General features: G+C 61.5%; 26 protein-coding genes. 15 read left to right on the forward strand and 11 right to left on the reverse strand.

Going from position 1 to position 24,322, the window contains the following annotated elements; translation table 11 throughout:
* Positions 1 to 12: 12 nt before the first annotated feature.
* On the reverse strand, positions 13 to 813 hold the full coding sequence (locus IEX27_RS15535) for an SDR family oxidoreductase (protein WP_188721996.1): 801 nt from the start codon (positions 811 to 813) through the stop codon (positions 13 to 15).
* Positions 814 to 922: 109 nt separating this feature from the next.
* On the opposite strand from IEX27_RS15535, the gene IEX27_RS15540 reads away from it, so the two are divergent.
* The 4 genes from IEX27_RS15540 to IEX27_RS15555 are packed head-to-tail and all read left to right on the forward strand — an operon-like array spanning position 923 to position 5,780.
* The gene (locus IEX27_RS15540; protein WP_188721997.1) at positions 923 to 2,056 is read left to right on the forward strand and encodes an acyl-CoA dehydrogenase family protein; all 1,134 of its coding nucleotides are present in this window, start codon (positions 923 to 925) and stop codon (positions 2,054 to 2,056) included.
* A 46-nt stretch (positions 2,057 to 2,102) separates the two neighbouring features.
* On the forward strand, positions 2,103 to 4,196 hold the full coding sequence (locus IEX27_RS15545) for a 3-hydroxyacyl-CoA dehydrogenase NAD-binding domain-containing protein (protein WP_188721998.1): 2,094 nt from the start codon (positions 2,103 to 2,105) through the stop codon (positions 4,194 to 4,196).
* A gap of 1 nt (position 4,197) precedes the next feature.
* Positions 4,198 to 5,373 (forward strand): thiolase family protein, encoded by a 1,176-nt coding sequence (locus IEX27_RS15550; protein WP_188721999.1) that lies wholly within the window; start codon positions 4,198 to 4,200, stop codon positions 5,371 to 5,373.
* Positions 5,373 to 5,780 (forward strand): Zn-ribbon domain-containing OB-fold protein, encoded by a 408-nt coding sequence (locus IEX27_RS15555; protein ID WP_188722000.1) that lies wholly within the window; start codon positions 5,373 to 5,375, stop codon positions 5,778 to 5,780. Before IEX27_RS15550 ends, IEX27_RS15555 begins: the two co-directional genes overlap by 1 nt.
* A gap of 13 nt (positions 5,781 to 5,793) precedes the next feature.
* On the opposite strand, the gene IEX27_RS21405 is transcribed toward IEX27_RS15555, so the two are convergent.
* Positions 5,794 to 6,378, reverse strand: coding sequence for a LuxR family transcriptional regulator (locus IEX27_RS21405; protein WP_188722001.1), 585 nt, complete (start codon positions 6,376 to 6,378; stop codon positions 5,794 to 5,796).
* Between the two features lie 138 nt (positions 6,379 to 6,516).
* On the opposite strand from IEX27_RS21405, the gene IEX27_RS15565 reads away from it, so the two are divergent.
* Both IEX27_RS15565 and IEX27_RS15570 read left to right on the forward strand, forming a co-directional pair.
* Entirely contained in the window at positions 6,517 to 7,692 is a 1,176-nt protein-coding gene (locus IEX27_RS15565) for a thiolase domain-containing protein (RefSeq protein WP_188722002.1), read from the forward strand.
* Positions 7,693 to 7,757: 65 nt separating this feature from the next.
* Positions 7,758 to 9,260, forward strand: a complete 1,503-nt coding sequence (locus IEX27_RS15570; protein ID WP_188722003.1) for a class I adenylate-forming enzyme family protein — start codon at positions 7,758 to 7,760, stop codon at positions 9,258 to 9,260.
* Here the strand turns inward: IEX27_RS15570 and IEX27_RS15575 are convergent.
* On the reverse strand, positions 9,244 to 10,158 hold the full coding sequence (locus IEX27_RS15575; protein WP_188722004.1) for a LysR family transcriptional regulator: 915 nt from the start codon (positions 10,156 to 10,158) through the stop codon (positions 9,244 to 9,246). The two genes, IEX27_RS15570 and IEX27_RS15575, sit on opposite strands and share 17 nt — an antisense overlap.
* 98 nt (positions 10,159 to 10,256) lie before the next feature.
* Between IEX27_RS15575 and IEX27_RS15580 the strand changes: the two genes are divergently transcribed.
* From IEX27_RS15580 to IEX27_RS15600, 5 genes are read left to right on the forward strand one after another with little or no spacing between them, the layout of a single operon-like run.
* Complete coding sequence (locus IEX27_RS15580) at positions 10,257 to 11,753, forward strand: CoA-acylating methylmalonate-semialdehyde dehydrogenase (RefSeq protein WP_188722005.1); 1,497 nt, start codon at positions 10,257 to 10,259, stop codon at positions 11,751 to 11,753.
* A gap of 27 nt (positions 11,754 to 11,780) precedes the next feature.
* On the forward strand, positions 11,781 to 12,923 hold the full coding sequence (locus IEX27_RS15585) for an isobutyryl-CoA dehydrogenase (RefSeq protein ID WP_188722006.1): 1,143 nt from the start codon (positions 11,781 to 11,783) through the stop codon (positions 12,921 to 12,923).
* Positions 12,924 to 12,941: 18 nt separating this feature from the next.
* Positions 12,942 to 14,024: an enoyl-CoA hydratase/isomerase family protein gene (locus IEX27_RS15590; protein WP_188722007.1), complete on the forward strand. Its 1,083-nt coding sequence runs from the start codon at positions 12,942 to 12,944 to the stop codon at positions 14,022 to 14,024.
* 27 nt (positions 14,025 to 14,051) lie between these two features.
* Positions 14,052 to 14,954 carry a 3-hydroxyisobutyrate dehydrogenase gene (gene mmsB, locus IEX27_RS15595; RefSeq protein ID WP_188722008.1) on the forward strand — a complete coding sequence of 301 codons (903 nt, stop codon included), beginning with the start codon at positions 14,052 to 14,054 and terminating at the stop codon, positions 14,952 to 14,954.
* Positions 14,954 to 15,727 carry an enoyl-CoA hydratase gene (locus IEX27_RS15600; RefSeq protein ID WP_188722009.1) on the forward strand — a complete coding sequence of 258 codons (774 nt, stop codon included), beginning with the start codon at positions 14,954 to 14,956 and terminating at the stop codon, positions 15,725 to 15,727. The genes mmsB and IEX27_RS15600 overlap by 1 nt, the downstream gene beginning before the upstream one ends.
* A 29-nt stretch (positions 15,728 to 15,756) precedes the next feature.
* Here IEX27_RS15600 and IEX27_RS15605 read toward each other — a convergent pair whose 3' ends face one another.
* The 3 genes from IEX27_RS15605 to IEX27_RS15615 form a co-directional block, all read right to left on the reverse strand.
* Positions 15,757 to 16,200 carry an SRPBCC family protein gene (locus tag IEX27_RS15605; protein WP_188722010.1) on the reverse strand — a complete coding sequence of 148 codons (444 nt, stop codon included), beginning with the start codon at positions 16,198 to 16,200 and terminating at the stop codon, positions 15,757 to 15,759.
* A 77-nt stretch (positions 16,201 to 16,277) separates the two neighbouring features.
* On the reverse strand, positions 16,278 to 16,535 hold the full coding sequence (locus tag IEX27_RS15610; protein WP_188722011.1) for a hypothetical protein: 258 nt from the start codon (positions 16,533 to 16,535) through the stop codon (positions 16,278 to 16,280).
* A 79-nt stretch (positions 16,536 to 16,614) separates the two neighbouring features.
* On the reverse strand, positions 16,615 to 17,628 hold the full coding sequence (locus IEX27_RS15615) for an MDR/zinc-dependent alcohol dehydrogenase-like family protein (RefSeq protein ID WP_244630398.1): 1,014 nt from the start codon (positions 17,626 to 17,628) through the stop codon (positions 16,615 to 16,617).
* Between the two features lie 174 nt (positions 17,629 to 17,802).
* On the opposite strand from IEX27_RS15615, the gene IEX27_RS15620 reads away from it, so the two are divergent.
* The 4 genes from IEX27_RS15620 to IEX27_RS15635 are packed head-to-tail and all read left to right on the forward strand — an operon-like array spanning position 17,803 to position 20,689.
* On the forward strand, positions 17,803 to 18,978 hold the full coding sequence (locus tag IEX27_RS15620; protein WP_188722012.1) for a zinc-dependent alcohol dehydrogenase: 1,176 nt from the start codon (positions 17,803 to 17,805) through the stop codon (positions 18,976 to 18,978).
* Between the two features lie 12 nt (positions 18,979 to 18,990).
* The gene (locus IEX27_RS15625) at positions 18,991 to 19,545 is read left to right on the forward strand and encodes a hypothetical protein (RefSeq protein WP_188722013.1); all 555 of its coding nucleotides are present in this window, start codon (positions 18,991 to 18,993) and stop codon (positions 19,543 to 19,545) included.
* On the forward strand, positions 19,542 to 19,895 hold the full coding sequence (locus IEX27_RS15630) for a hypothetical protein (RefSeq protein ID WP_188722014.1): 354 nt from the start codon (positions 19,542 to 19,544) through the stop codon (positions 19,893 to 19,895). The genes IEX27_RS15625 and IEX27_RS15630 overlap by 4 nt, the downstream gene beginning before the upstream one ends.
* Before the next feature lie 14 nt (positions 19,896 to 19,909).
* A complete protein-coding gene (locus tag IEX27_RS15635; RefSeq protein ID WP_188722015.1) occupies positions 19,910 to 20,689 on the forward strand; it encodes a DUF2243 domain-containing protein in 780 nt (259 codons plus the stop codon).
* 59 nt (positions 20,690 to 20,748) lie between these two features.
* Here the strand turns inward: IEX27_RS15635 and IEX27_RS15640 are convergent, their stop codons facing one another.
* From IEX27_RS15640 to IEX27_RS15660, 5 genes are read right to left on the reverse strand one after another with little or no spacing between them, the layout of a single operon-like run.
* On the reverse strand, positions 20,749 to 21,252 hold the full coding sequence (locus tag IEX27_RS15640) for a DUF4142 domain-containing protein (protein ID WP_188722016.1): 504 nt from the start codon (positions 21,250 to 21,252) through the stop codon (positions 20,749 to 20,751).
* A gap of 60 nt (positions 21,253 to 21,312) precedes the next feature.
* The gene (locus IEX27_RS15645; RefSeq protein ID WP_188722017.1) at positions 21,313 to 22,338 is read right to left on the reverse strand and encodes a Gfo/Idh/MocA family protein; all 1,026 of its coding nucleotides are present in this window, start codon (positions 22,336 to 22,338) and stop codon (positions 21,313 to 21,315) included.
* Positions 22,339 to 22,354: 16 nt separating this feature from the next.
* The gene (locus tag IEX27_RS15650) at positions 22,355 to 22,618 is read right to left on the reverse strand and encodes a hypothetical protein (RefSeq protein WP_188722018.1); all 264 of its coding nucleotides are present in this window, start codon (positions 22,616 to 22,618) and stop codon (positions 22,355 to 22,357) included.
* Between the two features lie 28 nt (positions 22,619 to 22,646).
* On the reverse strand, positions 22,647 to 23,564 hold the full coding sequence (locus IEX27_RS15655) for a glycoside hydrolase 5 family protein (RefSeq protein ID WP_188722019.1): 918 nt from the start codon (positions 23,562 to 23,564) through the stop codon (positions 22,647 to 22,649).
* Positions 23,561 to 24,313: a TIGR04290 family methyltransferase gene (locus IEX27_RS15660; RefSeq protein WP_244630404.1), complete on the reverse strand. Its 753-nt coding sequence runs from the start codon at positions 24,311 to 24,313 to the stop codon at positions 23,561 to 23,563. The genes IEX27_RS15655 and IEX27_RS15660 overlap by 4 nt, the downstream gene beginning before the upstream one ends.
* Positions 24,314 to 24,322 lie beyond the last annotated feature (9 nt).

Below are 24,322 nucleotides of genomic sequence, written 5' to 3' on the forward strand. Positions count from 1 at the left end.
AGATGATCTACTTTAAGTGCGTGGCGTCGGCTTTGGCTCGCCCGCGTAGTTGCGGCCGCCGAGCAGTGCGGTGCCGCCATCGACCGGGATGAGCGCGCCGGTGACATAGCTGGCCAGTGGGGAGGCGAGGAACAGCGCCATGTTGGCGATGTCTTCCTTCTGGCCCACACGGCGGAGCGGAACGCGGCTCTCGAACCGGTCGCGTTCGGTCTCGGCAAGCAGCTTGTCGAGCCCGCCTGTTCCCTCGATCGGTCCCGGCATGATGGAATTGACGCGAATTCCGTATTCACCCCATTCCATGGCCAGCACCCGCATGACCTGGTCCAGTCCTGCCTTGGCGGCACAGACATGCACCTGCATGGGCGCGGGCGAGATCGACTGCGGCGCAGAGATGTTGATGAAGGAGGCGCCGGGCTTGCGGGCATGATCAAAGCCGGCCCGCATGACGTGGAACGTGCCGTTGAGGTCGATGTCGATGACGACCTTGAACCCATTGGGTGAAAGATCGGTGGCAGGGCAGAGGAAATTGCCGGCCGCGCCGGAGACAAGCGCATCGAACGACCCGTGCGCGTCGTGGGCAGCCTTCATGGCAGCCTCGACCTGATCCATGTGACGCACATCGCCAACAAGCCCCAGGACCTTGCCGCCATGCCGCTCCAGCTGGCGCGTCGCGGTTTCAACATTCTCCGCCTTGCGGCTCATTACGGCCACATTGGCGCCTGCAGCCGCAAACGCGTCCGCAATGCCCAGATTGATGCCGCTGGTTCCGCCCGCCACGAAGACAGACGCACCCCTATAATCAAACGTCGCCATCCCGTTTCCTCGCCTGCAACCTTTATTCAGATATTAAAACAGTATTCGTATTGTTGACCATCTGGAATGTGCATGCAATAAAATTCGCAAACTTGAAAGGGGAGCATGCATGTTCGCAAAGGCAATCATCACCCATGAGCCGGAACATCGGCGGATGCTGCGCGCGAGCGCTGCGGATCTGCTCGCCGACCGTCCATTGACCGAAGTGCGCAGGCTCGCTGAGGAGCGCTCATTCGATCTCGCTTTTCACAAGAAGCTCTGCGAGCTCGGCTGGATCGGCATGATGCACATGTCTGAAGGCGAGCTTGATGCGAGCGATGTTGTGGCGCTGCACCGGGAGCTTGGCCGCAGGGTTCTGCCGGAGCCGGTCGTGGCCTGCGGGATCCTCGCAGCAGGTGTTCTCGCGGACGCAAAGAACCCTGCGTTTGCCGAAAACCTTGATCGCATCTGTAGCGGGGAGATCGTCGCGACATTGGCATGGCAGGGCGCTAGTGGCGCACTTGATGCTTCCGGATGCGGTCCGGTCGCCGAACGGACGGCTGACGGCTGGACGGTGAACGGCACAGCCCGCTTCGTGCCATGGGCGAGCCGCAGCGACGCCATTATCGTCGCCGCCCGATCAGAAGACGGTGTGGTTCTTGGCTGGCTGCCTGCTGGCGCCGATGGGCTCACCGTGCAGCCCGCCTATAGCGTCGACAAGACTGAGGCATCCACCGTTCAGCTTCAGAACGTGACCCTGCCATCTGACGCCGTGATCACGTCTGGCGCCGAGGGTGCGGCCTGTCTCGATCGGGTTCTGGATCTCGCCCGGCTCGCCGTCTCCGCCGAAATGGTTGGAGCAGGGGAGACCGTCTTTCAGATGACGCTCGATTATCTGCGTGAGCGCAAGCAGTTCGGACGCGCGATCGGCGCCAACCAGGCTCTGCAGTTTACCGCGACCGACATCTTCGTTCAGCTGGAACTTGCCAACTCGGTGCTCGCCAATGCTGCGGCACTCTTCGCTTCGGATGCCGAAAACGCCTCCAGCCGGATCGCCGCCTGCAAGGCGCGCTGCGGTGATGCTGCCTTTCTGGCTGCACGCGGGGCGATCCAGATGCACGGCGCGATCGGCTACACCCACGAGTGCGATGTGAGTGTTTACGTGAAGAAAATTATGCACTTAAACGTGTTTATTGGATCGCCTGTATACTACCGCAAGGGGATTGGCAGCCTGTATACTAGCACTTTGACCATCGCGGCATAGATACATCAAAAAGATTGATAGTTCGCAAGATCGGAGAAATGGCCGCATGGCTGAGGGAATTGTTTACGAGGTTCTGGATGGCATCGCTGTCCTCAGGGTCGACAATCCGCCGGTAAATGCGCTGTCGCCTCACGTGCGCATCGGGCTCAACGAACGCATGCGGCAGGCAAACGAGGATGGCGCGGTTCAGGGCGTCGTCCTCACGGGCACGGGCAAGGTGTTCATCGCAGGAGCTGACATCAAGCTCATAAACCAGCCCAGGACAGGACCTACGATCGGCGACCTGCTGGCCTATGTGGAGGGTATGGATAAACCCGTCGTCGCTGCCATGCAGGGGACGGCACTCGGCGGTGGTTTTGAGATCGCCATGGGCTGCCATGGCCGCGTGGCGCTCGCCGGCATCAAGGTCGGATTGCCGGAAACGACGCTCGGGCTCATTCCGGGTGCTGGAGGCACGCAGCGTCTGCCGCGCCTCGTCGGTGCAGCGACGGCGCTCGAGATGATCGTGACGGGAAAGCCTATCCCGGTCGAGGAAGCGCTGGAACTTGGCGCCGTGGACGCGGTCGTCTCCGGCAATCTTATTGACGAAGCCGTGAGGCTTGTCCGCCAGCTGGCGGGTCAAAATCCGTTGCCGCGTGCTCGCGATCGCTCGCCGCAGGGCAAGGCAGCCTCTCTGGAAGAAGCGCGCACGGCCTTTGACACTCGGGCGGCTGAGCTTGCCAAGGATGGCAGGGAGGCCACGCGGGCGGCCATTGCCGCGGTTGCCGACACGTTCGACGGCGACTTCGATGATGCGCTGACGCGGGAGTTCGAGGCATTCCACAAGTTGCGCAATGGTCCGGCAGCACAGGCGCTCATCCATGCGTTCCTCGCGGAACGTGCGGCCAATCACGTACGCGGCGTAACGCGTGAAACACCCCGTTCGAAGGTCGAAATGGTTGCGGTGATCGGCGCCGGCACCATGGGCGGCGGGATTGCCATCACGCTGGCGAACGCCGGCTATTCCGTTCAGGTCGTGGACGCTTCCAAAGACGGATTGAAAGCTGCGCAGGAGCGCATCGCGGCCACCTATGAAGACCAGGTCCGTCGCGGCCGCATGGGCATCAAGACTGCGGAGGCAGCGCAGGCCCGCTTCCACTGGACCACCGACATGGCAGCCGGGGTCGCCAATGCTGACGTCGTCATCGAGGCGGTGTATGAGGACATGGGACTCAAGAAGCAGGTCTTTGCGGGCCTGTCACGGCTTGCACCCAAACATGCGATCCTCGCGTCCAACACGTCCTATCAGAACATCGACGAACTGGCGCGCGAGACCGACCGGCCGGACAAGGTGCTGGGCATGCATTATTTCAGCCCGGCCAACGTCATGAAGCTTCTTGAGGTGGTGCGCGGCGAGGCGACCTCGCCGGAGACGCTCGCCACCGTGCTTGACCTCGCCCGCAAGACCGGAAAGGTGCCCGTGGTTGTCGGCGTCTGCTACGGCTTTGTCGGCAACCGGATGCTATGGCAGCGCACCGTGCAGACCCAGAAGCTGCTGCTCGAAGGATGTTCGCCGCGCGAGATCGACACGGTTCTGACGGACTTCGGTTTCCGCATGGGTCCCTGCCAGATGCAGGATCTGGCGGGCGTGGATGTTGCCTGGCGGCTGCGCAAGGCACGCGGCGAGCGCATGGAGCCGGTGGACACGATCGCGGATGCCGGGCGCTGGGGTCAGAAAACGGGCAAGGGCTATTATCTCTACCCCGAAGGCAGCCGTACGGCCGTCGACGACCCGGAAGTCATGGAAATGGTCGCCGGCGTCGCCAGCAAACTGGGTGTGACCCAGCGCGAGGTGAGCCGAGAAGAGATCCACCAGCGGCTGCTCTACCCGCTCATCAATGAAGGCTTCAAGATCCTCGCCGAAGGGATTGTCGAGCGTCCCGGCGACATCGACGTGGTCTATCTCCACGGCTACGGCTGGCCGCGCGACAAGGGTGGGCCCATGCACTACGCCGAGACGCAAGGCCTGAAAGCCGTAGCCGACGCGCTCGACGCATTGGCAGAGAGCCTTGGAGATGAAGACCTGCGGCCCGCACCTCTGTTGCGGCAGATGGCCGACAAGAGCCAGCGTCTCGCGGATTATGAAGCAGGGGAGAAGTAGCATGAGCAGGAGAAAAGCCCGCGCCTATATCATGGGCGCTTACGAACACCCCACGCGTCTTGCCACGGACAAGACCATTGCCCAGCTTCATATGGAATCCGCGCTTGGCGCTCTCGCAGACGCCGGACTCTCGCTGCTCGACGTTGATGGGTTCTTCTGCGGCAATGACATGCCGGGCATCGGCGCCTTTGCAATCGTCGATTACCTTAACCTGAAGCTCCGCCATATCGATGTCACGGACACTGGCGGGTCCTCCTACATGATCCATGTGGCCCATGCGGTGGAAGCTATACAGGCTGGCAAGTGCAGCGTCGCGTTGATCACGCTCGGCGGCAGGCCACGCGCGGAAGGTGCAAACACCGGCACGATGGTTCGGCCCTACCACCATGCCCAGCCGGAAATCCCGTTCGAGCTGCCCTATGGCAACATGATCGTCGGTTCCTATGCCATGTGCGCGAAGCGGCACATGTACGAGTTCGGCACCACGAGCGAGCAGCTGGCGTGGGTCAAGGTCGCAGCCTCCCATCATGCGCAGCACAACGAACGCGCGCTGCTGCGCGATGTGGTCACCGTGGAGGAGGTGGTGAACTCGCCTCTGGTGGCGGACCCGCTGCACCGTCTCGACTGCTGCGTCATTACGGATGGCGGCGGTGCGCTCATCGTCACCAGCCCGGAAGTGGCGGCACGGCTCAACCGGCCAAAGGTCGGCGTCATCGGCATGGGTGAGACGATCAAGGGTCAGAACGGCGGTAAGGTTGATCTCTCCTTTTCTGCGGTCGCCAAGGCAGCGCGGACGGCTTTCGAGGAAGCCGCCATCGACCGCCAGGACATCAAATACGTCTCGCTCTATGACTCGTTCACGATCACGGTGCTGATGCAGATCGAGGATCTCGGCTTCTGCGAGAAGGGGCAGGGTGGTCGCTTCGTGGCCGACGGCAATCTGATTTCGGGCGTCGGCCGGCTGCCGTTCAACACCGATGGCGGCGGGCTCTGCAACAACCATCCCAACAACCGCGGCGGCATGACGAAGATCATCGAGGCGGTGCGGCAGCTACGCGGCGAAGCGCATCCTGCGGTGCAGGTAAAGAACTGCGATCTGGCGCTCGCCAGCGGCATCGGCGGCTGGCTTGGTGCCCGCCACGCCGGCAGTGTGGTCATTCTGGAAAGGGAAGCTTGATGGCTGGCGAAACCAATACGGAACAGCTCGATCCGCAGACCTTTGGCAATGCCGAGACGGCGACCTTCTGGAACGCCGCCAAGGAGGGCAGGCTGCTCATCAAGCATTGCACTGCCTGTGATGAGCATCACTGGTATCCGCGCACCCATTGTCCGCACTGCGGCTCGGGAGAGACCGAATGGGTGGAGTCGCGCGGGGAGGGCAGCATCTACACCTTCACCGTTCTGCGGCGGAACGGCGGACAGATCCCCTGTTATGTGACGCTCGACGAGGGCATCTCCATCTTCACCAACATCGTCGACTGCGATCCGGACGATCTTGCGATCGGCAAGCGGGTCCGCGTCCGCTTTCGGGAAGAACGCAACGGGACTTCCGTGCCGGTCTTCGTGCTGTCAGAGCAGGTTTGAGGCAAGTCCACTTCTACTCGTGCAGATCCAGCGGGCGCGAGGAGAGGAGCTTTGCAGCAAGCTCGGCCGGTTTGTGGACGCCCAGCTTTCGCTTGACGGAGCGGCGATGGACCTCGACGGTGCGCGGCGAGATGCCCATGGCAAGCCCGATCTCCTTGCTGGTGTAGCCATTGACCATGCCGCGCGCCACTTCGCGTTCCTTGGCGGTCAGCGCTGCCGTCACCGGCGCGCGGTCCTTCAGGTGTTCGAGCGTCCAGACCGTCAGCTTGAACGGTTCCTCCGGCGTCAGCGTACGTCCGCGAACGCGTACCCAGATGATCTCGCCGTTGCGACGCTGCATGAACCGCTCGTCCTCGTAGGTGTCCTGCGCCTTCAGCCAGCGTTGCCAGCGGGTGCCAACCTTCTCGAAATCAACATTGGAGGGATAGAGGATGCGGATCGACTGTCCCTCCAGATCTTCGCGTGGCCAGCCAAACGTTCTCTCGATTTCCTCGTTCGCAGCCACTATGTGTCGATTGGACAACACGAGAATGGCAGCGGGAGCGTGCAGGAAACCGGTCAGCAACAGCTCGGTCTCGGGAAGGGCGGAAGCATCCATCACTTTGTCTCACCTTGGCAGATTGGTATCGGTCGCGCGAAGCAGGTACCTACGTAGATTATACGTAGATACTTACGTATTTGCTCGTATTGTTTGACACCTGCATTGTCTAAATAATTAGGCGGAAGAGGAGCCCTAATGAGTTCGAACATCTATATCATCGGAAGCGGGCACACCCAGTTCGGACGGCTGAGCCAGAACCTTGAGGAACTGCTGGTGGAAGCCGCGCAGGAGGCGATCGCGGAGGCCGCAATCGATCCCGCTGAGATCGACGCGATTTACCTCGGCCATTTCAATTCAGGCCTGGTCTCCGATGGCTTCGCGTCTTCCCTTGTCCAGCAGGCGCATCCCGCACTCCGCTTCAAGCCCGCGACGCGTTGTGAAAACGCCTGCGCTTCCGGCGCTGCAGCGATCTTCAACGCGATGAACCTGATTGAGGCGGGCAAGGCGAAGAACGTGCTGGTCGTGGGCGTCGAAAAGATGACGCATCGCTCCACCGCTGACGTGACGACGGCGCTTGCCGGTGCCGGCTACCAAAACGACCCGCATGAGGCGAGCCTCAGCTTCCCTCAGGTCTTTGCGATCGCCGCGCAAAGCTATCAGGAACGTTACCAGGATCCGATGGATGCGATGGCGCGCATTGCCGCCAAGAACCACGCCAACGCAATGAAGAACCCGCTGGCGCAGATGCACCGTCCGCTGACCTTCGAACAGTGCCGTGATGTCTCTGACAGGAATCCGTTGATCGCTCCGCCACTGCGGCTGAGCGACTGTTCGCTGATCACCGATGGCGCGGCGGCAATCGTGCTGAGCAGCGGCGAAGGCAAGGCGGCATCGGCCGAGCGTCGCGTTCGCATGGCGGCCGCTGAGCACGTTTCTGACTATCTGCCCATGAGCCGCAGGGATTTTCTCGCCTTCGAAGGTCCGGAGCGGGCCATCCAGACTGCATTCAAGAATGCCGGCATTACGATCGATGACGTGGATTTCGCCGAGGTGCACGACTGCTTCACCATCGCCGAACTGCTGATCTACGAGGCCATGGGGCTTGCGCCGAAGGGCGAGGGCGCCCGGGCAATCGAGGAGGGCCGGGTGCTTGCCGACGGCAAGACGCCGGTCAACCTGTCGGGTGGCCTCAAGGCAAAGGGTCATCCGGTGGGAGCGACGGGCGTTTCCATGCATGCGCTGGGCTATCGGCAGCTCACCGGCCAGGCGGGCGAGATGCAGCGCAAGGGCGCCGAGCTCGGTCTGATCTTCAACATGGGCGGCGCAGCCGTCGCCAATTACGCGAGCGTTCTCAAGGCCGATCGGGCTTGAGCGCGCGCTTTTGAAATAGCGGTTCCCGTCTCTTGTAGGGCGGGAATCGTCCGGAGGAGGAAAGCATGAACATCGCGAACTGGCTTTACCAGGCGGCTCTCAGCTGGCCTGAACGACCTGCCGTGCTCGAGGGGGAGAGAGTTCTCAAGAACTATCGTGAGCTTCTGCAGGCGGTCTGCAACCGTGCGGCAGAGCTTTCAACGCGGTACGGCATTGGGGAAGGCGACCGCGTCGCCATCTTCGCCAAGAACGCGCCGGAGTATATCGAGATCCTACACGCCTGCTGGTGGATCGGTGCCGTTGCGGTTCCGGTCAATGCCAAGTTGCATCCGAAAGAAGCCGAGTGGATCATCGGCAATTCCGGAGCGAAGCTGGTTTATACCGATGATGGCAATCTGTTTTCGAATACGCCAGGCGTGCAGGAGACGAAGGTTGCCGCCCCGGTTGAAGCCAGGGCGGAGGTGACACCACCCGTGACGGCCAACGCCGATGAGACCGCGTGGCTCTTCTACACGTCCGGCACGACCGGGCGACCCAAGGGCGTCATGATCACCCATGGCAATCTGCTCGTCATGTCGCTCTGCTATGCGATGGACGTGGATCTGCCCCGTTGCGACGATCACATGCTCTATGCCGCGCCCATGTCCCATGGCGCGGGGCTCTACATGCTGGCGCAGATCCGCGCCGCAGGACGGCATCTGGTTCCCGCCTCGCGCGGGTTTGACTGCGACGAGATCATCGCGCTGGCGAAATCCTGCGGCAACCTCACGTTCTTCGCTGCACCCACCATGGTGAAGCGCCTGATCACAGCCTCCAAACAGGTTGGCTATCGGGGCGAAGGCATCCGCACCATCGTCTATGGTGGTGGCCCCATGTACGCCAACGATATCGATGAGGCGCTGGAGCTCTACGGCCCGCGTTTCGTGCAGATCTATGGCCAGGGCGAAACGCCCATGACGATCTCGACGCTTTCACGTGACCTCGTTGCGGATGAGACTCAAGCTCGCTGGCGGGACCGCCGCACTTCGGTTGGCATCGCCCATGCCTGCGTGTCTTTGCAAATCATGGGTCCGAACGGTGAAGTTCTGGGACCGAACGAAACAGGCGAGATCTGCGTAAAGAGCCCGACGGTGATGAAGGGTTACTGGAACAACGATCAGGCGACGGCGGATGCCATCAAGGATGGCTGGCTGCGCACCGGCGATCTCGGTCATCTCGACGAAGAAGGTTTCCTCTACCTTACCGACCGTTCCAAGGACGTCATCATTTCCGGCGGCACGAACATCTATCCCCGCGAGGTGGAGGAGGTGCTGCTGCGTCACCCGAATGTCTTCGAGGTGGCTGTGGTTGGAGAACACGAGCCGGAATGGGGTGAGCAGGTGGTGGCCTTCGTCGTGGCAGAACCGGGCGCGAGCCTCAGCCATGAGATCCTTGAGGGCTGGTGCAAGCAGGAGATCGCCTCGTTCAAGAAGCCGAAGCGTTACGTCTTCATCGATGAACTGCCGAAGAACAGCTACGGCAAGGTGCTGAAGACCGAGCTGCGCACGCGCCTCACATCGGCGGGTTGAACAGGTTTCGGTTCTTCGCGACCTCAGCGATGAGAAAGTCGGCGGTTTCGCGGATGCGCGATATGCGGTGACCATCCTCGTGCAGGTGCAGATAGAAGGTGCGGATGAGCTTGATCCTGCCCGGCAGCACCGGGGCGAGGTTCGGGAACGACTTCGCCATGAAGGCGGGCAGGACCGCGAGCCCGAGGCCTGCCAGCACCGCATTCAGCTGCGCGATGAGGTTCGCGCTGCGAAGCTGGGGAACATGATTGGCCGTTACCTTCGGCTGGTAGTTCAGCTCCGGCGAGAACAGCAGATCCTCGATATAGCCGATCAGCCGGTGCCGGGCGAGGTCGTCCGGCGTCCGGATGGCAGGGGTGGACTGCAGATATTCGTCAGTGCCGTACAGGTAGAGCGTGTAGTCGATCAGCTTGCGGCCAACGACGCGCCCCTGCTGTGGCATGGCGAGGCTGATCGCAATATCGGCCTCGCGCTTCGTCAGGTTGAAGATCCGCGACGTTGCCACAAGTTCAATCTCGAGCGACGGATTGGCGTCGCAGAGTTCCTTGAGCCTCGGCGCGATGAAGTAGCTGCCGAAGCCATCGGGCGCACCGATGCGCACCACGCCGGCGAGCGAATGGTTGCGGTCGCCAAGCTCTGTTTCCGCGGCTATCATGGCGGCTTCCATGGCTTCGGCGGTGGTGAGCAGCTTTTCGCCTGCGGGCGTCAGCTCATAGCCGCTGTTCTTGCGCAGGAAGAGACTGGTGTTGAGCGAGGTTTCGAGGCGGCTGATGCGGCGGGCGACCGTCGTGTGGTCGACCTTCAGGGAAACAGAGGCGGCTGATAGAGTGCCGAGACGCGCGACCGTGAGGAAGAAGCGCATGTCGTCCCACTCGAGGTTCTTCGAAGGTTGGCTCATTTTTGCACAGCCATTCTGGAAAATTGGCTCTTCGCTGCGCATCATATCGCTGATATCAGTCCAATGATCAATGCAAAGCAATGCTGAGGGAGGTTACCGTGCGCCAGGTTGGGCATTTCATCGGAGGCAAGCACGTCGAGGGCAAGTCTGGCCGGACGACTGATTTCTACCAGCCCATGACCGGCGAGGTGATCGGTCAGGTAGCGCTCGCGTCGAAAGCCGAACTGCGTGAGGCCGTGGAAAACGCAAAGGCCGCACAGCCCGCATGGGCGGCAACCAATCCGCAGCGCCGCGCCCGCGTGCTCATGAAATTCCTGGAGCTGATCTCCAAGGAGATGGATTCGCTGGCCGAACTCCTGGCGCGTGAGCACGGCAAGACCCTGCCGGACGCGATGGGCGACATTCAGCGCGGCGTTGAAGTTGTCGAATTTGCCTGCGGCATCCCGCACCTGATGAAGGGCGAGTTCACCGAAGGTGCAGGTCCCGGCATCGATATCTATTCCATGCGCCAGGCGCTCGGCGTCGTTGCCGGCATCACGCCCTTCAACTTCCCGGCGATGATCCCGATGTGGAAGTTTGCGCCGGCGATCGCCTGTGGAAATGCCTTCATCCTGAAGCCGTCGGAGCGTGATCCGGGCGTGCCGATGCGGCTTGCCGAGCTGATGATCGAGGCTGGGCTTCCGGCTGGCATCCTGAACGTCGTCAACGGCGACAAGGAAGCCGTCGACGCAATCCTGGACGATCCGGACATCAAGGCAGTTGGCTTCGTCGGCTCCTCGGCAATTGCGCAATATGTTTATTCGCGGGCAACGGCATCGGGCAAGCGCGCCCAGTGTTTTGGTGGCGCGAAGAACCACATGATCATCATGCCGGACGCCGACATGGACCAGACGGTCGATGCACTCATCGGCGCGGGCTACGGCTCGGCGGGCGAGCGTTGCATGGCGATCTCCGTCGCCGTCCCTGTTGGCAAGGCGACCGCCGATGCGCTGGTTGAGCGGCTGATCCCGCGCGTCGAGGCGCTGAAGGTTGGACCTTCGACCGATCCGACCGCCGACTTCGGCCCGATGGTGACCAAGGCGCACCGCGACAAGGTGCTTTCCTATGTGGACCTCGGCGTTCAGGAAGGCGCAAAGCTGCTGGTCGACGGACGCAACTTCACCATGCAGGGCTACGAAAACGGCTTCTACATGGGCGGCTGCCTGTTCGACGAAGTGCGGCCCGACATGCGCATCTACAAGGAAGAGATCTTTGGCCCAGTGCTCTCGGTTGTCCGCGCCGAGAATTACGAGGAAGCGCTGCGCCTGCCGACGGAGCACGAATACGGCAATGGCGTCGCCATCTTCACGCGTGACGGCGACACCGCCCGCGATTTCACCTCGCGCGTGGACGTTGGCATGGTCGGTGTGAACGTGCCGATCCCCGTGCCGATCGCTTACTACACCTTCGGCGGCTGGAAGGCTTCCGGCTTCGGCGATCTGAACCAGCACGGCCCGGATTCGATCCGCTTCTACACCAAGACGAAGACGGTGACCTCCCGCTGGCCTTCGGGCATCCGCAGCGGCGCGGAATTTTCGATCCCGACGATGAAGTAGGGCGACCGCCAGGGAGGAGGGCCTGCCATGAGCCAGTTCGCGCTGAACGAGGATCAGATCGCCATCCGGGACATGGCGCTCTCCTTTGCGCAGGAGCGCATTGCTCCCCATGCGCTCGACTGGGACCAGCAGAAGCATTTCTCGGTGGACGTGCTGCGGGAGGCAGCAGCACTGGGGATGGCCGGCATTTATACGCGGGACGAGTTCGGCGGCTCCGAGCTCACCCGCCTCGATGCGGCGCTGATCTTCGAAGCGCTTGCCACAGGCTGCCCGGCAATCTCGGCCTATCTGTCGATCCACAACATGGTGACATGGATGATCGACCGGTTCGGCTCGGAGGAGCTGCGCGCCCGCTACGTACCCCCGCTCTGCTCCATGGAGATGCTGGCAAGCTATTGCCTGACCGAACCGGGCGCGGGTTCCGATGCTGCCGCACTCTCGACTTCCGCAGTGCGCGACGGCGACCATTATGTGCTGAACGGCGTCAAGCAGTTCATCTCCGGCGCCGGAACCTCCGACATCTATCTGGTCATGGCGCGGACCGGAGGTGCCGGACCGTCTGGCGTCTCGGCCTTTGTCGTCGAGAAGGACATGCCAGGGCTTTCCTTCGGTGTACAGGAAAAGAAGATGGGCTGGAACGCCCAGCCGACCGCCGCTGTGATCTTCGAAAATGTGCGCGTCCCGGCTGAAAACCTCATCGGCGAGGAGGGCCAGGGTTTCCGGATCGCCATGGCGGGCCTTGATGGTGGTCGTCTCAACATCGGCGCCTGTTCGCTTGGCGGCGCGCAGGCGGCAATCGACAAGGCGCTTGCCTATACGAAGGAGCGCAAGGCCTTCGGTCAGCGCATCGCGGATTTCCAGAACACGCAGTTCCGGCTCGCCGACATGGAGATCGAACTGGAGGCGGCGAGATCTCTGCTGTGGCGGGCAGCGGCGGCGCTCGACGCCAAGGTTCCCGAAGCGACAAAACTCTGCGCCATGGCCAAGCGCGTGGCCACGGATCGTGGCTTCGAGATTGCCAATCAGGCGCTGCAGCTTCATGGCGGATACGGTTACCTCGCCGACTATGGAATTGAAAAGATTGTGCGTGACCTGCGGGTGCACCAGATACTGGAGGGAACCAACGAGATCATGCGGCTGATCGTGGCGCGCAGTCTCATTGGGCGTTGATGGATTGCAGAGGACAATATGACTGAAGTGCTTGAAGGGCCTGTACTCGTCTTCCGGCAAGGGGCACTTGGCCGGATCAGGCTCAACCGGCCCAAGGCGCTGAACAGCCTCAGCAACGAAATGGTGGGTCTCGTCATGGAGGCTCTGGACCGCTTCGAGGCCGAGGATGATGTGGTCGCGGTGTTGCTCGATGGCGCGGGCGAGCGTGGGCTTTGCGCGGGCGGTGACATCCGCGCCATGTATGATGCAGGCCGCGCCGGCACCGATGAAGGCGCGGGGTTCCTGCGCACCGAATACGAGCTCAATTCCCGCATCGCGAATTTCCCCAAGCCCTATATCGCCATCATGGACGGCATCGTGATGGGCGGCGGCATCGGCATATCCGTTCATGGCCGCCACCGGATCGTGACGGAACGTTCCCGCCTTGCCATGCCGGAGGTCGGCATCGGTTTTGTGCCGGACGTGGGCGGCACCTGGTATCTGGCCAACGCTTCAGGTGAGCTTGGGACCTATCTTGCGTTGACCGGCGAGAGTTTCGCGGCGGGCGATGCGATCCAGCTCGGCTTTGCCGATCGGATGATCCCTTCTGACAAGCTGGAAGAGCTGGTGGAAGAGCTGGGCAGGATCGAAACCGTAAGCGAAATCGAAGGCATCCTCGAACGCTTCGAGGAGCCGGCCTATGGCATCGTCCTTCCCACCTATCGCGACGAGATTGATGCGGCCTTTGCCCATGACGATGCCGAAGAGATCATGGCGGCGCTGGAACGCTCGGTGACGCCATTTGCACGCGAAACACGAGCCACGATTGCATCGAAGTGCCCGTTCAGCGTGAAGCTCGCGCTGCGGCTGGTGCGTCTCGCCCGGGACGCCGAAACCGTCGAGGAGTGTCTGCTCAACGAATATCGCTCGGGATCGCGCGCGATCGAACGACCGGACTTCCTCGAAGGCGTGCGCGCTGCGGTCATCGACAAGGACCGCAACCCGCGCTGGAACCCGCCCACGCTGGCCGGCGTGCCGGAGCAGGAGATCAATCGATGTTTCCTGCCGCGCGAAGCGGAGCCGCAGTTCAGGCAGCGCACGGTGGTCCACCATCGGGGCTGACAAGTAGATTGGGAGGAGTGAGCGAGCATGGCTGAGACGATTGCCTTTATAGGGCTGGGCAACATGGGTGGCCCGATGGCTGCCAATCTGGTGAAGGGCGGGCATTGCGTTACCGGCTTCGACCTGTCGGCAGAAGCTTGCGCCAAAGCGAAAGAGGCTGGTGCTTCGATCGTGGGGTCGGTGATTGAAGCCGTCAACGGCGCCGATATCGTCATCACCATGCTGCCCGCCGGCAAGCACGTGCTCTCCGTCTGGAACGAGATCCTGCCATCCATAAAGGTTGGGGCACTTGTCATCGACTGCTCGACCATCGACGTTGAAAGTGCCCGCAAGGCTCACGATTTGGCTTCTGCGCAGAACCGGCAGCTTGCCTCGCTCGATGCGCCGGTGTCGGGCGGCGTTGGTGGTGCTGCAGCCGGAACGCTCACCTTCATGTGCGGCGGAAGTGGCGAAGCTTTTGCCCGCGCCGAACCAATCCTCAACCTGATGGGAAAGCGGATTGTCCATTGCGGTGACAATGGCGCAGGGCAGGCGGCCAAGATCTGCAACAACATGATCCTCGGCATCTCGATGATCGGCGTGGCCGAAGCCTTCGTGCTCGCCGAAAAGCTGGGCCTTTCACATCAGGCGCTGTTCGATGTGGCCTCGACCGCATCGGGCCAATGCTGGTCACTGACGACCTATTGCCCGGTGCCGGGTCCGGTTCCGACATCCCCCGCCAACAACGGCTACAAGCCGGGGTTTGCCGCCGCCCTTATGCTGAAGGACCTGAAGCTTGCGCAGGACGCGGCCAATGCCAGCGGGGCGACCACGCCGCTTGGTGCGGAGGCTGCCCAGCTCTATTCGCTCTTTGCCAATGCGGGGCATGCTAGCGAGGATTTTTCCGGTATCATCAACTTCCTTCGCGGTGAAGGTAAGGGGGCAAACTGATGGCATTTTCAACGCTTCTGGTTGAAACGCGCGGTAAGGTGGGCCTGATCACGGTCAACCGTCCTCAGGCGCTCAATGCGCTGAATTCCGAGCTTCTGGCGGAAATGAACGAGGCGCTGGACGGGTTTGACCGTGATCCCTCGATCGGCTGCATCGTCATCACAGGCTCGGAAAGGGCCTTTGCAGCCGGCGCCGACATCAAGGAGATGGCGAGCCTCACCTATCCCGGCACTTATATCGACGACTTCTTTGCAGGTTGGGACCGGGTTGCGGCACGACGCAAACCGATGATTGCGGCCGTTGCCGGCTTCGCGCTTGGAGGCGGCTGTGAGCTTGCCATGATGTGCGACTTCATCATTGCGGCTGACACCGCGAAATTCGGCCAGCCGGAGATCAAGCTCGGCGTCATGCCTGGCATCGGCGGTTCCCAGCGCCTGACGCGTCTCATTGGAAGGGCGAAGGCCATGGAAATGTGCCTGACGGGGCGCATGATGGATGCTGAAGAGGCCGAGCGCAGCGGGCTCGTTGCCCGCGTTGTTCCGGCGGGAAGCCTGCTGGAGGAGGCCATGAAGACGGCTGAAACCATAGCCTCCATGTCACTACCGATCGCGATGATGACCAAGGAAGCCATTCACCGGGCCGATGAGGTTTCGCTGTCGGAGGGTATCCGGTTCGAGCGCCGCGTTTTTCACGCAATGTTCGCCACCCGGGACCAGAAGGAAGGCATGGCCGCCTTCGTGGAAAAGCGGAAGCCCGATTTCAAGAACAGCTGATCCCGCACTAGCGGGACCAGCTGGTCCAGTTATTCGTTGATTTCAGGCTCGACCAGCTTCGCGAGATTGCGAAGCGACTCCTGCCAGCCGAGGTAGCAGGCTTCGGCCGGTATGATGTCCGGAATGCCTTCCTGCGTTATGTTTACTTCCGTGCCGACGGACACCTTCTTCAACGCAACGGTGACGGTCATAACGCCCGGCAGGTTCGGGTCGTCAAAGCGGTCTGTGTAGCGGACGAGTTCTCCTGGGACGAGCTCCAGGAATTCTCCGCCAAAGGAGTGGCTGTTTGTGGTGGTGAAATTCCGGAATGACATCCGGAAGGTGCCGCCTGCATGGGGCTCGTGGTGGTGAACCGTGCAGGTGAAGCCATTGGGTGGCAGCCACTTGGCCAGAGCATCAGCTTCGGTGAACGCGCGGTAGACCTTCTCGGGGCTCGTGGTAAGAACACGGTGCAGGCGTACGGTACTTGGCATCTGATCCATCCTTGTGCTGCAGTTTGTGCTTCAAGGACGGAGGGTACGCTAACAATCCGACATTCCGAAGTGCAGTTTTATTCCTCCACCCCGGGATCCTGCCGCCTGGAGGGTGGCGGATCATTCTTCGCCGCGTCCTGGGAAAAATCAGGATGCCCCTGATATTGCGTATCCTTTGGCGGCGGGGCGGGTTGAGCTGCGTCCGTGTCGACCAGAGGCTCATCCGGCTCAGGCGAGAACGCGGGATCGTTGAAGGGCGGAAACTTGTCGCGCTCAACTTGAGGCTCAGATGGCTTGTCAGGGGTTGAAGGATTGTCGTCGTCCGGCCGGTCCATCTCCAGCTCCTTTCATGGTTTCTGGTTCAACCCTCGGGGAACGCGGGTGGTTCCTTTGAAGATGTTGACTCCAGTCAACTCAGCGAGAGGCCATCACCATCGCCTTCACAAATCCATCGGGCCGGTCGCGGGTCTGGTTCAATGCCGCTGCCAGATCCTCGAGCGGGTAGGTGTTGGTCAGCAACGCGGTGATGTCGAGCCGTCCCTTTTCCACCGCCTCGATCGCTTCGCGCAGGCCGCGCATGTAGATGGCCGGGTCGCGCTCGTGGGCGTTGATGACGTCAAGCCCGCGCCAGTTCCATTGCTGCATGTTGACCGTGCGGGGGCCGTCCTGATGGTAACCCGCAATGATTAGCCGGCTATATTCTGCAGTGAGGTCGCCCGCAAGGTCGAGCGGTCCCTGCTTGCCCGTCGCCTCGATCACGCGTTCGCACATGCGCCCGCCCGTGATGTCTGAGACTTTCTGAAAGACCTCATAGTTGTTATTGAGCTGGACGGTGTGTTCGGCACCCATCGCATGTGCGATCTCCAGTGAATATGGCCGACGGGAAATCGCGATGACATGCGCACCTGCCAGGCTCGCGAGCCGGGTGAGCAGCGCGCCGAGGAATCCGGCACCGATGATCGCCACATGCTGGCCAGCCTCGATGCCGCTACGCCGAAAAATGTTCATGGCGCAGGCGAGCGGCTCGCCCGGGAACGGGGTATCCGCGAGCGAGGCCGGAAGCTTCAATACGGACTCGGCCGGCCCGACGTCATATTCGGCATAGCTGTTGTAGAAGAGTGTAGCGACCGGATCGCCTTCCTCCACATTCGTCACGCCCGGCCCGACGGCATCGACAACGCCCCAGCCTTCGTGACCGAGATCGCCCGGCTTGGTGGGGAACTGCATCCATTCGGGACCCGCCCAGGGTCCGAGGTTCGAAGCGCAGACGCCGCAGCCCAGAACCCGCACGCGCACCTGTCCTTCGCCCGGCTCGGGGATCGGCACTTGCTTGATGGCGATTTCGCCGGGGCCGGTAACGACAGCCGCTCGCATGAGGCGGGAACCAGTGGTCGAATTGGGAGTCTCGTCGGGAAAAGTGTGGTTCATGCGCATCCCCTCATGGTCGCTGACAGAACCTAACCCGTTCGAACCAATGATGTTCCTTCTACAAGGAAGAAGAAGGTTCCTTAGCCGACAGAGCGTGGCCCAGTGGAACAACGGCGCAGCATTACAGTTTCAGGCAGATGAAGTCCTGCTGAAATACTCTGTTGGAGATATTGAATGCGCGCACTCGTCTGGCACGGGAAAGAAGACATTCGATGTGACGAAGTCACTGATCCGGAAATTGAAGATCCCAGAGATGCCATCATCAGGGTGACGAGCTGCGCGATCTGCGGTTCTGACCTGCACCTCTACCACAACTTCATACCGGCCATGATGCCCGGCGACATTGTGGGCCATGAGATGATGGGCGAGGTGGTGGAGGTGGGGTCGGGCGCAGCCGGCAGCCTGAAGAAGGGCGACCGCATCGTCGTTCCCTTCACCATCTTTTGCGGAGAATGCATCCAGTGCCAGCGGGGCAATTACTCCGTCTGCCAGCGTAGCAATCGCAAAAAGGAATTCGCCGATAAGGTCTATGGACATTCAACGGCGGGCTTGTTCGGCTACTCACACCTGACCGGCGGGTACCCGGGCGGACAGGCCGAATACCTGCGCGTTCCCTTCGCCGACAAGACGCATATCAAGGTGCCCGACGGCATTCCCGACGAAACGCTGCTCTTCCTCGGCGACATTTTCCCGACCGGGTGGCAGGCAGCCGTCCAATGCGACATCCAGCCGACCGATACGGTTGCCGTCTGGGGCTGCGGCCCGGTGGGCCAGATGGCGATCCGCAGCGCAATCCTGCTCGGCGCCAAGCAGGTGATCGCCATCGACCGTCTGCCGGAGCGGCTCTCCATGGCTGAGGCAGGCGGCGCGATCCCGATCAACTTCGCCGAAGAGAGCGTGATCGAGCGCCTGAACGACCTGACCAACGGGCAGGGGCCGGAAAAGTGTATCGATGCCGTAGGAACGGAGTCCCATGTCAGCTTCAAGCATCCGGATACGATCGTCGATCGTGTGATGCAGATGAACATGCTGAGCAGCGACCGCCCGCATGTTCTGCGCGAGATGATTTACGTCTGCCAGCCGGGGGGCATCCTTTCGATCCCGGGCGTCTACGGCGGCATCGTGAACCAGTTCCCATTCGGCTTGGTGATGAACAAGGGCCTGACGATCCGCACGGGTCAGACGCACGTCAATCGCTGGACCGACGAACTGCTGCGGATGATCGAGGACAAGCTGATCGATCCGTCCTTCGTCGTGACCCACACGGCAGACCTCGCCGACGGTCCGGACCTCTACCGGATATTCCGCGACAAGCAGGACAGCTGCATCAAGGTCGTGCTCAAACCGTAAGAAGGCCTCCCTATGAAACTTTTTTCGAGAATGTCCGATATTGCCCGTTCGCCCGGCGATCCCGTCGTCATCACGCCCGGACCAAGCGTAAAGCCGGCAGCCGATCAGATGGCGAGGGGCCTCGGCTGGTTCAGCCTGGCACTCGGCGCCTTCGAGCTTGCCGCACCGCGTACGATCACCCGCTTCCTCGGCATGGAAGGTCACGAAAACCTCATTCGCGCCTACGGCGCACGTGAGATCGCCGCCGGAATGACCTCGCTTTCCACGGAAAAGGAATTAGGTCTCTGGAGCCGTGTGTTCGGCGATGCGCTCGACATTGCAACCCTTATGGCCGCCTGCCGTTACAGCAATCCGAAGAGGGAAAACGTCGCGCTGGCGTTGGCGGTGGTGGTGGGCATTACGCTCCTCGACCTCGGTTCGGCAAACGCACAGACGATGACCCATTCGCGCCGCAAGGGCAGACACCGCGACTACAGCGATCGCAGCGGCTTCCCCGGCGGAGCGATCATGGCCCGAGGCAAGGCGCTTGAGCGGCAACGCAGCGAAACAACAGGTGCAATCAGATGACCGCAATCAGAGACATATCGCCCGGCAGACGCCAGGCCGCACAGGATCGAGGCGACATCCAGAAGGGCCTGACCGGCGACAAGGTGCCGGGTTTCGACCCGGCCGCTGCCCCGCTGGAAACCGATGCCGAGGCTGCGGGAACGCCTGAAGCCTCGAGCGCTTACGACGATCCTGCAATGGCAACGCCGGCGTCGAACAGGGATGCGCATCAATCCTCCCATGCGGATGCGATGCGCAGTTTCGACGGGAAACAGCCGCATCCGAGCCGTCGCACCACCGGCATCTGGTGGTTCCTGCTCGGCATCGTTGCAGCGTTGATCGTCGTCATTCTCTTCGTCTTGCGCTCATAATTCAGGGATCCGGAATGGCTGTTCTAGGGGAAGGCGTTGCGTCAACGCGGGGCGGGAAGACCAGCATTGGGTGGCTGCTTATCGGCTTTGCGCTCGGAGGGTTCTTCGACGGCATTCTGCTGCACCAGATCCTGCAATGGCATCATCTGCTTTCCGGCCTGGCGGACTCCGTTGCCTCCAACCTGCCGTTTCAGGTGCTGGCTGACGGTCTGTTCCACCTGCTGATGTATGTGATCGCCGTCTTGGGCGGAATGGTGCTGCTCGGCTATCGCAGCTTGCAAGAGAATTCAGGCTCGGTATTGCGGCCGGTGCTGCTCGGTTTCGGCGCCTGGCACGTGCTTGATGCGTTCATCTCACATTGGGTGCTCGGCATTCACCGGATCAAGATGGAAAGCGAGATGCCGATCGTCTGGGATCTTCTGTGGCTGGTCGTCTTCGGTATCGCACCGATCGTCATCGGCCTGATGCTGCCGAAGGGTGGACGTCCCTCGCGTGGATCCGGTCGCGTCATCCTCACCCTCACCGTTCTTGCCGCGCTGGCGACCTCTGCCGGTCCGCTCCTTCAGGGTTCGGATCAGACCATCGTTGTTTTCCGTCCCGGCAAGGACCAGCCAGAGATGATGCAGGCAGTCATGGCGGCTGGCGCAAGCGTCAAGCAGACGGATGCGACCGGCATGATCTGGGTTGTCGATGAAGTGTCATGGCGAGGCATGGTCACGCTCCACCGCAACGGAGCGCTGTTGGTCAGCTCCACGCCTGTGCTGGCCGGCTGTCTCGGCTGGACAAGAGCCTAAGCCATAAAGATAACGCGGCGCCCGAGAGCGCCGCATTGCTGTTCAGCCTGACGTTCCGACTATTGCGGGGCCTGCAACTTCTGCACATGCTCCAGATGTGTCTGGATGATAGGCGCCGTCTTGGCGGCATGTGCCTTCAGCGCTGCTTCCTGACCGCTTTCGGCAAAGCTCGTCATCAGCGTCACGCCTTCCTCATGAGCGGCTTGCTGCGCCGTAACGTAAGCGGCATCGAAGCTTTCCGTGGGCGCGCTGTTCAGCTGCTCAAGCTGGGCCTTGTGCTTCTCGTCCATCTCGGTCGGTACGGTGACGCCGTCCTTTTCCGCCGCCGCCTTCAGCTCCTCGGAAGCCTTCGTATGATCATCGATCATCATCTGGGCGAATTCTTTCACCGAGTCATTCTGCGCCTTTTCGAGCGCGAGCTGACTAGACTGGATCTCGAACATGTCGGAGCTGGCCGCAGCTGCCGCAAAGTCCTGTCCGCTCATCACCTGCGATTGCGCCCAGGCAAAGGTGGCAATGGAGCCAAACAGGGCGCTCGCCGCTAACAGTCTTATGGGTTTCATGAAATGCTCCTGTTGTTAGGGTCGTTGTAAACCCAACAAGAGCCTCGTCCGGTTGTTCCGTCAGCTGCCCGCGTAAATGCGATCGAGCACTTCTGCGACCTTGAGAAGCTCGTCAGCCTGTGGATCAAACCGATTGCTGACGGCAAGGCGATTGGCCCAGTCGACCGCTGCGCGACCGCCCCAGGCATCAGGCGGGATGGTGAGGACTTCGCTTTGCGTGCCCCGCCGAAGCTCGGCGGTGAAATCGTAGAACGAGCCGTTCACGTTCGAGAAGGCGAGCGAGCCCTCCGTTCCCTGGAAGGTCACTGAAATGACGGCATCGCACCCGGCATGGAGCCGCCACGAACAGGCGAGGCGCGCCGCCAGGCCGTTCTCAAGCTCAATGGTTGCGACGGCATAGTCCTCGACCTTCGACAAACAGTTGAGAAGCTTCTCACCTTGCGCGAACAATTGGCTATAAATATTAGTGGCTATTGGGAAATCCAGTGTCCACAAAAGCAGATCCACGAGGTGCACGCCGAGATCGATGACGCAACCGCCGCCCGATTGAGCCGGGTCATAGAACCAGGCCTTGTCCGGTCCATAGGCATTGTGAAAGACCAGTTCGGCGGCATAGATCTTACCGATCACGTTCTCCCGCACGAGGTCGCGGATCTGCTCCATGCCTGCGGTGAAGCGGTAGGAGAGATCGACGCCCAACAGCCTGTCGTTGCGCCGCGCAGCTTCCAGCACAGCCTTGACCTCGCCCGCATTGCGGCCGAGCGGCTTCTGGCAGAAGACAGCAACACCCGCCTCGAGTGCGGCGATCGACTGCTCGGCGTGGAGTGCGCTGGGTGTGGCGATGACAATGCCATCCGGCGACAGAGCCAGAAGCTTTTCGAGCGATCCGACGATTTCAGCCTGCGGCGTACGCTTAAGCGCGGCCTTCTGCATCTCCGGGTTTGGCTCGACAATGGCGCAGGCGTCGATTGCGCTGCCCGCGAGCATGGCTTCCATTCGGTTCAGGCCGATCCAGCCTACTCCCAAGAAGCCGATCCGAGGGCGACGAACGTCGGGGCGATGCCCAAGCTCTTGCAATTCTGACAAACTGTTCACCTATCACTCAAGGACGTTCTACGAACTTGTTGAAGCGGCTTGTCTTTCCGTCTTTCGTCTTGTCCTGATGCAGGAAGGCCAACTTGTTCTCGTCGAATATCTTGAAGAAGTCGTCCCAGGAGATCTCCTCGAATTCTTCCTCCGCTTCCTGGAAGTCGATGCGCAGAAGCCCGCCCTTGCCGGAGGTCTTCACGCGGGATGGGCGTCCCTTGCGCTCCTCCACCCATTTGCGGATCTCGTCGTGATTGGTGGTGGTCTTGGCTTCGCTCATGGGAATGTCCTCCGATGCTGAGAGATATTTATTCTGCGGCGCTGAGCAGGCTCGCGTCGGCTGGCGCATAGCGGCGGATCATGCTGGCGCAGAAACTCGCGAATTCGTCCGGGACGAGGGGCGCACTCGTGTGATGCTGGTTGAAGCCCCGATGTTCCGGCGTGAAGCAGAAGGTTGCCGTCACTGAGAAATCGGCCAGCGCCTCCATCTGGCGGTCGAACCAGTCGAGCGCGTTCGGGCGAAAACTGTCGGCCCAGGAGAGCCCGGTGCGCACATGGGTGACGCCGAGCCGCTTCATCCACTTCACGGCGTCATAGAGACGGTGATCCTCGTAGTGGAACCATTGCACGATACCGAACTCCGGCGTGAGGCGGGCGAAGTGTTCCAGCGCCGGCTTTGGCGTTCCATCTTCGCGCAGCAGGCCCATATAGAAGTGCCGGTAATAGGAAGACCCTTCCGCCTCGCGGTGCCGCGTCGTTGCCTCCCAGGAAGAGGGAAGGTCGAAGAGGCTGTACCACTGGATGCGGTCCGCCCGACCCCGAAGCAGTTCGGCCGTGCGGTTCAAACCCCAGACCTGCACTTCCTCCGCGCCGAAGGTGGAGATGCCCACTTCGCTCACCCAGAGGGGCAGGTTGGTGACAGCCCGGATTTCGGCGAGCTTCTGCGGCCATTCGTGGATCTGCCAGAGATTCCAGTCGAGCGGGAAGCCGTGGACCGCTACCGCATCGACGTGATCCAGCACACCGAAATCCTTCATCCGCTGGATGAAGGCTGGATCAATGGGCGCAATGCCGCCAAGAACTTTCGTCAGATTGGGATTTGCGTCAGCAATGGCATCGGCCGCGAGGATCGCCATTTCCGCGAACCGGCTCCAGTCCGGATCGATCTCCGGGTCCCAGTGGGACTTGTTGTTCGGTTCGTTCCAGATCATCGCGGCGTCGATCATGTTCTTTTTCCTCCGATGGGGTAGACCGCACCGCCGCCCCAGGCGGGTTCGGCAAGCCTGCAGATGTAGACCTCGTCCTCCGGATGAGCCTCGATGGAGAAGCCGGCGCTGCGAAGCATCGCTTCCGTGGCCGCGCGATTGGGGATCCACCAGTTCGTTGGGTCGTTTGCGTAGCGGTGCTCGATGAAGTGGAGCCTCGGGAAGGAGGGGTCGGCGAAAATCTTCTCCTGCCAGAAGTCGTAGTCTTCCTTCACCGGAAAGACCTCCTGGCTGCCGCGCTGCATCGACTGGAAGATCAGCAGGTCTCCCGCGACGTGCTCGCGGATGAGGTCCAGCGCCAGCAACGGGTGGCGCAGATGATAGAGCACACCCATGAAGATCACGACGTCGAAGCGCTCGCCCAACGCGCCGACGTCATAGACCGAGAGTTTGCGGAACTCGATATCAGTCTCCGCCAGTTCGGCGGCGAACCGGGCCTGTTCCAGGTAGGCATCGTCGAAATCGAGGCCGAGCACGCGGGAAGCGCCCCGACGCTTCATCTCGATCGAGTAGAAGCCAGCGTTGCAGCCGATGTCGAGAACGGACTTGCCGGTGAGGTCTGCCGGGATCGCATGTTCGAACTTGCGCCATTTGGTGCGGGGGTAATTGCCGAGGAAGTGGTCGGGGGCCGTGGGGATGCCGCGAAGTTCGATGTTGTGAAACCAGGGTCCGAGTTGCTCGATCCGCTGCTTGATGTCGGCGCTGGACATGGTCAAGGG

Origin of the sequence: Nitratireductor aestuarii (genome assembly GCF_014641695.1) — a bacterium.
Lineage (GTDB): Bacteria > Pseudomonadota > Alphaproteobacteria > Rhizobiales > Rhizobiaceae > Chelativorans > Chelativorans aestuarii.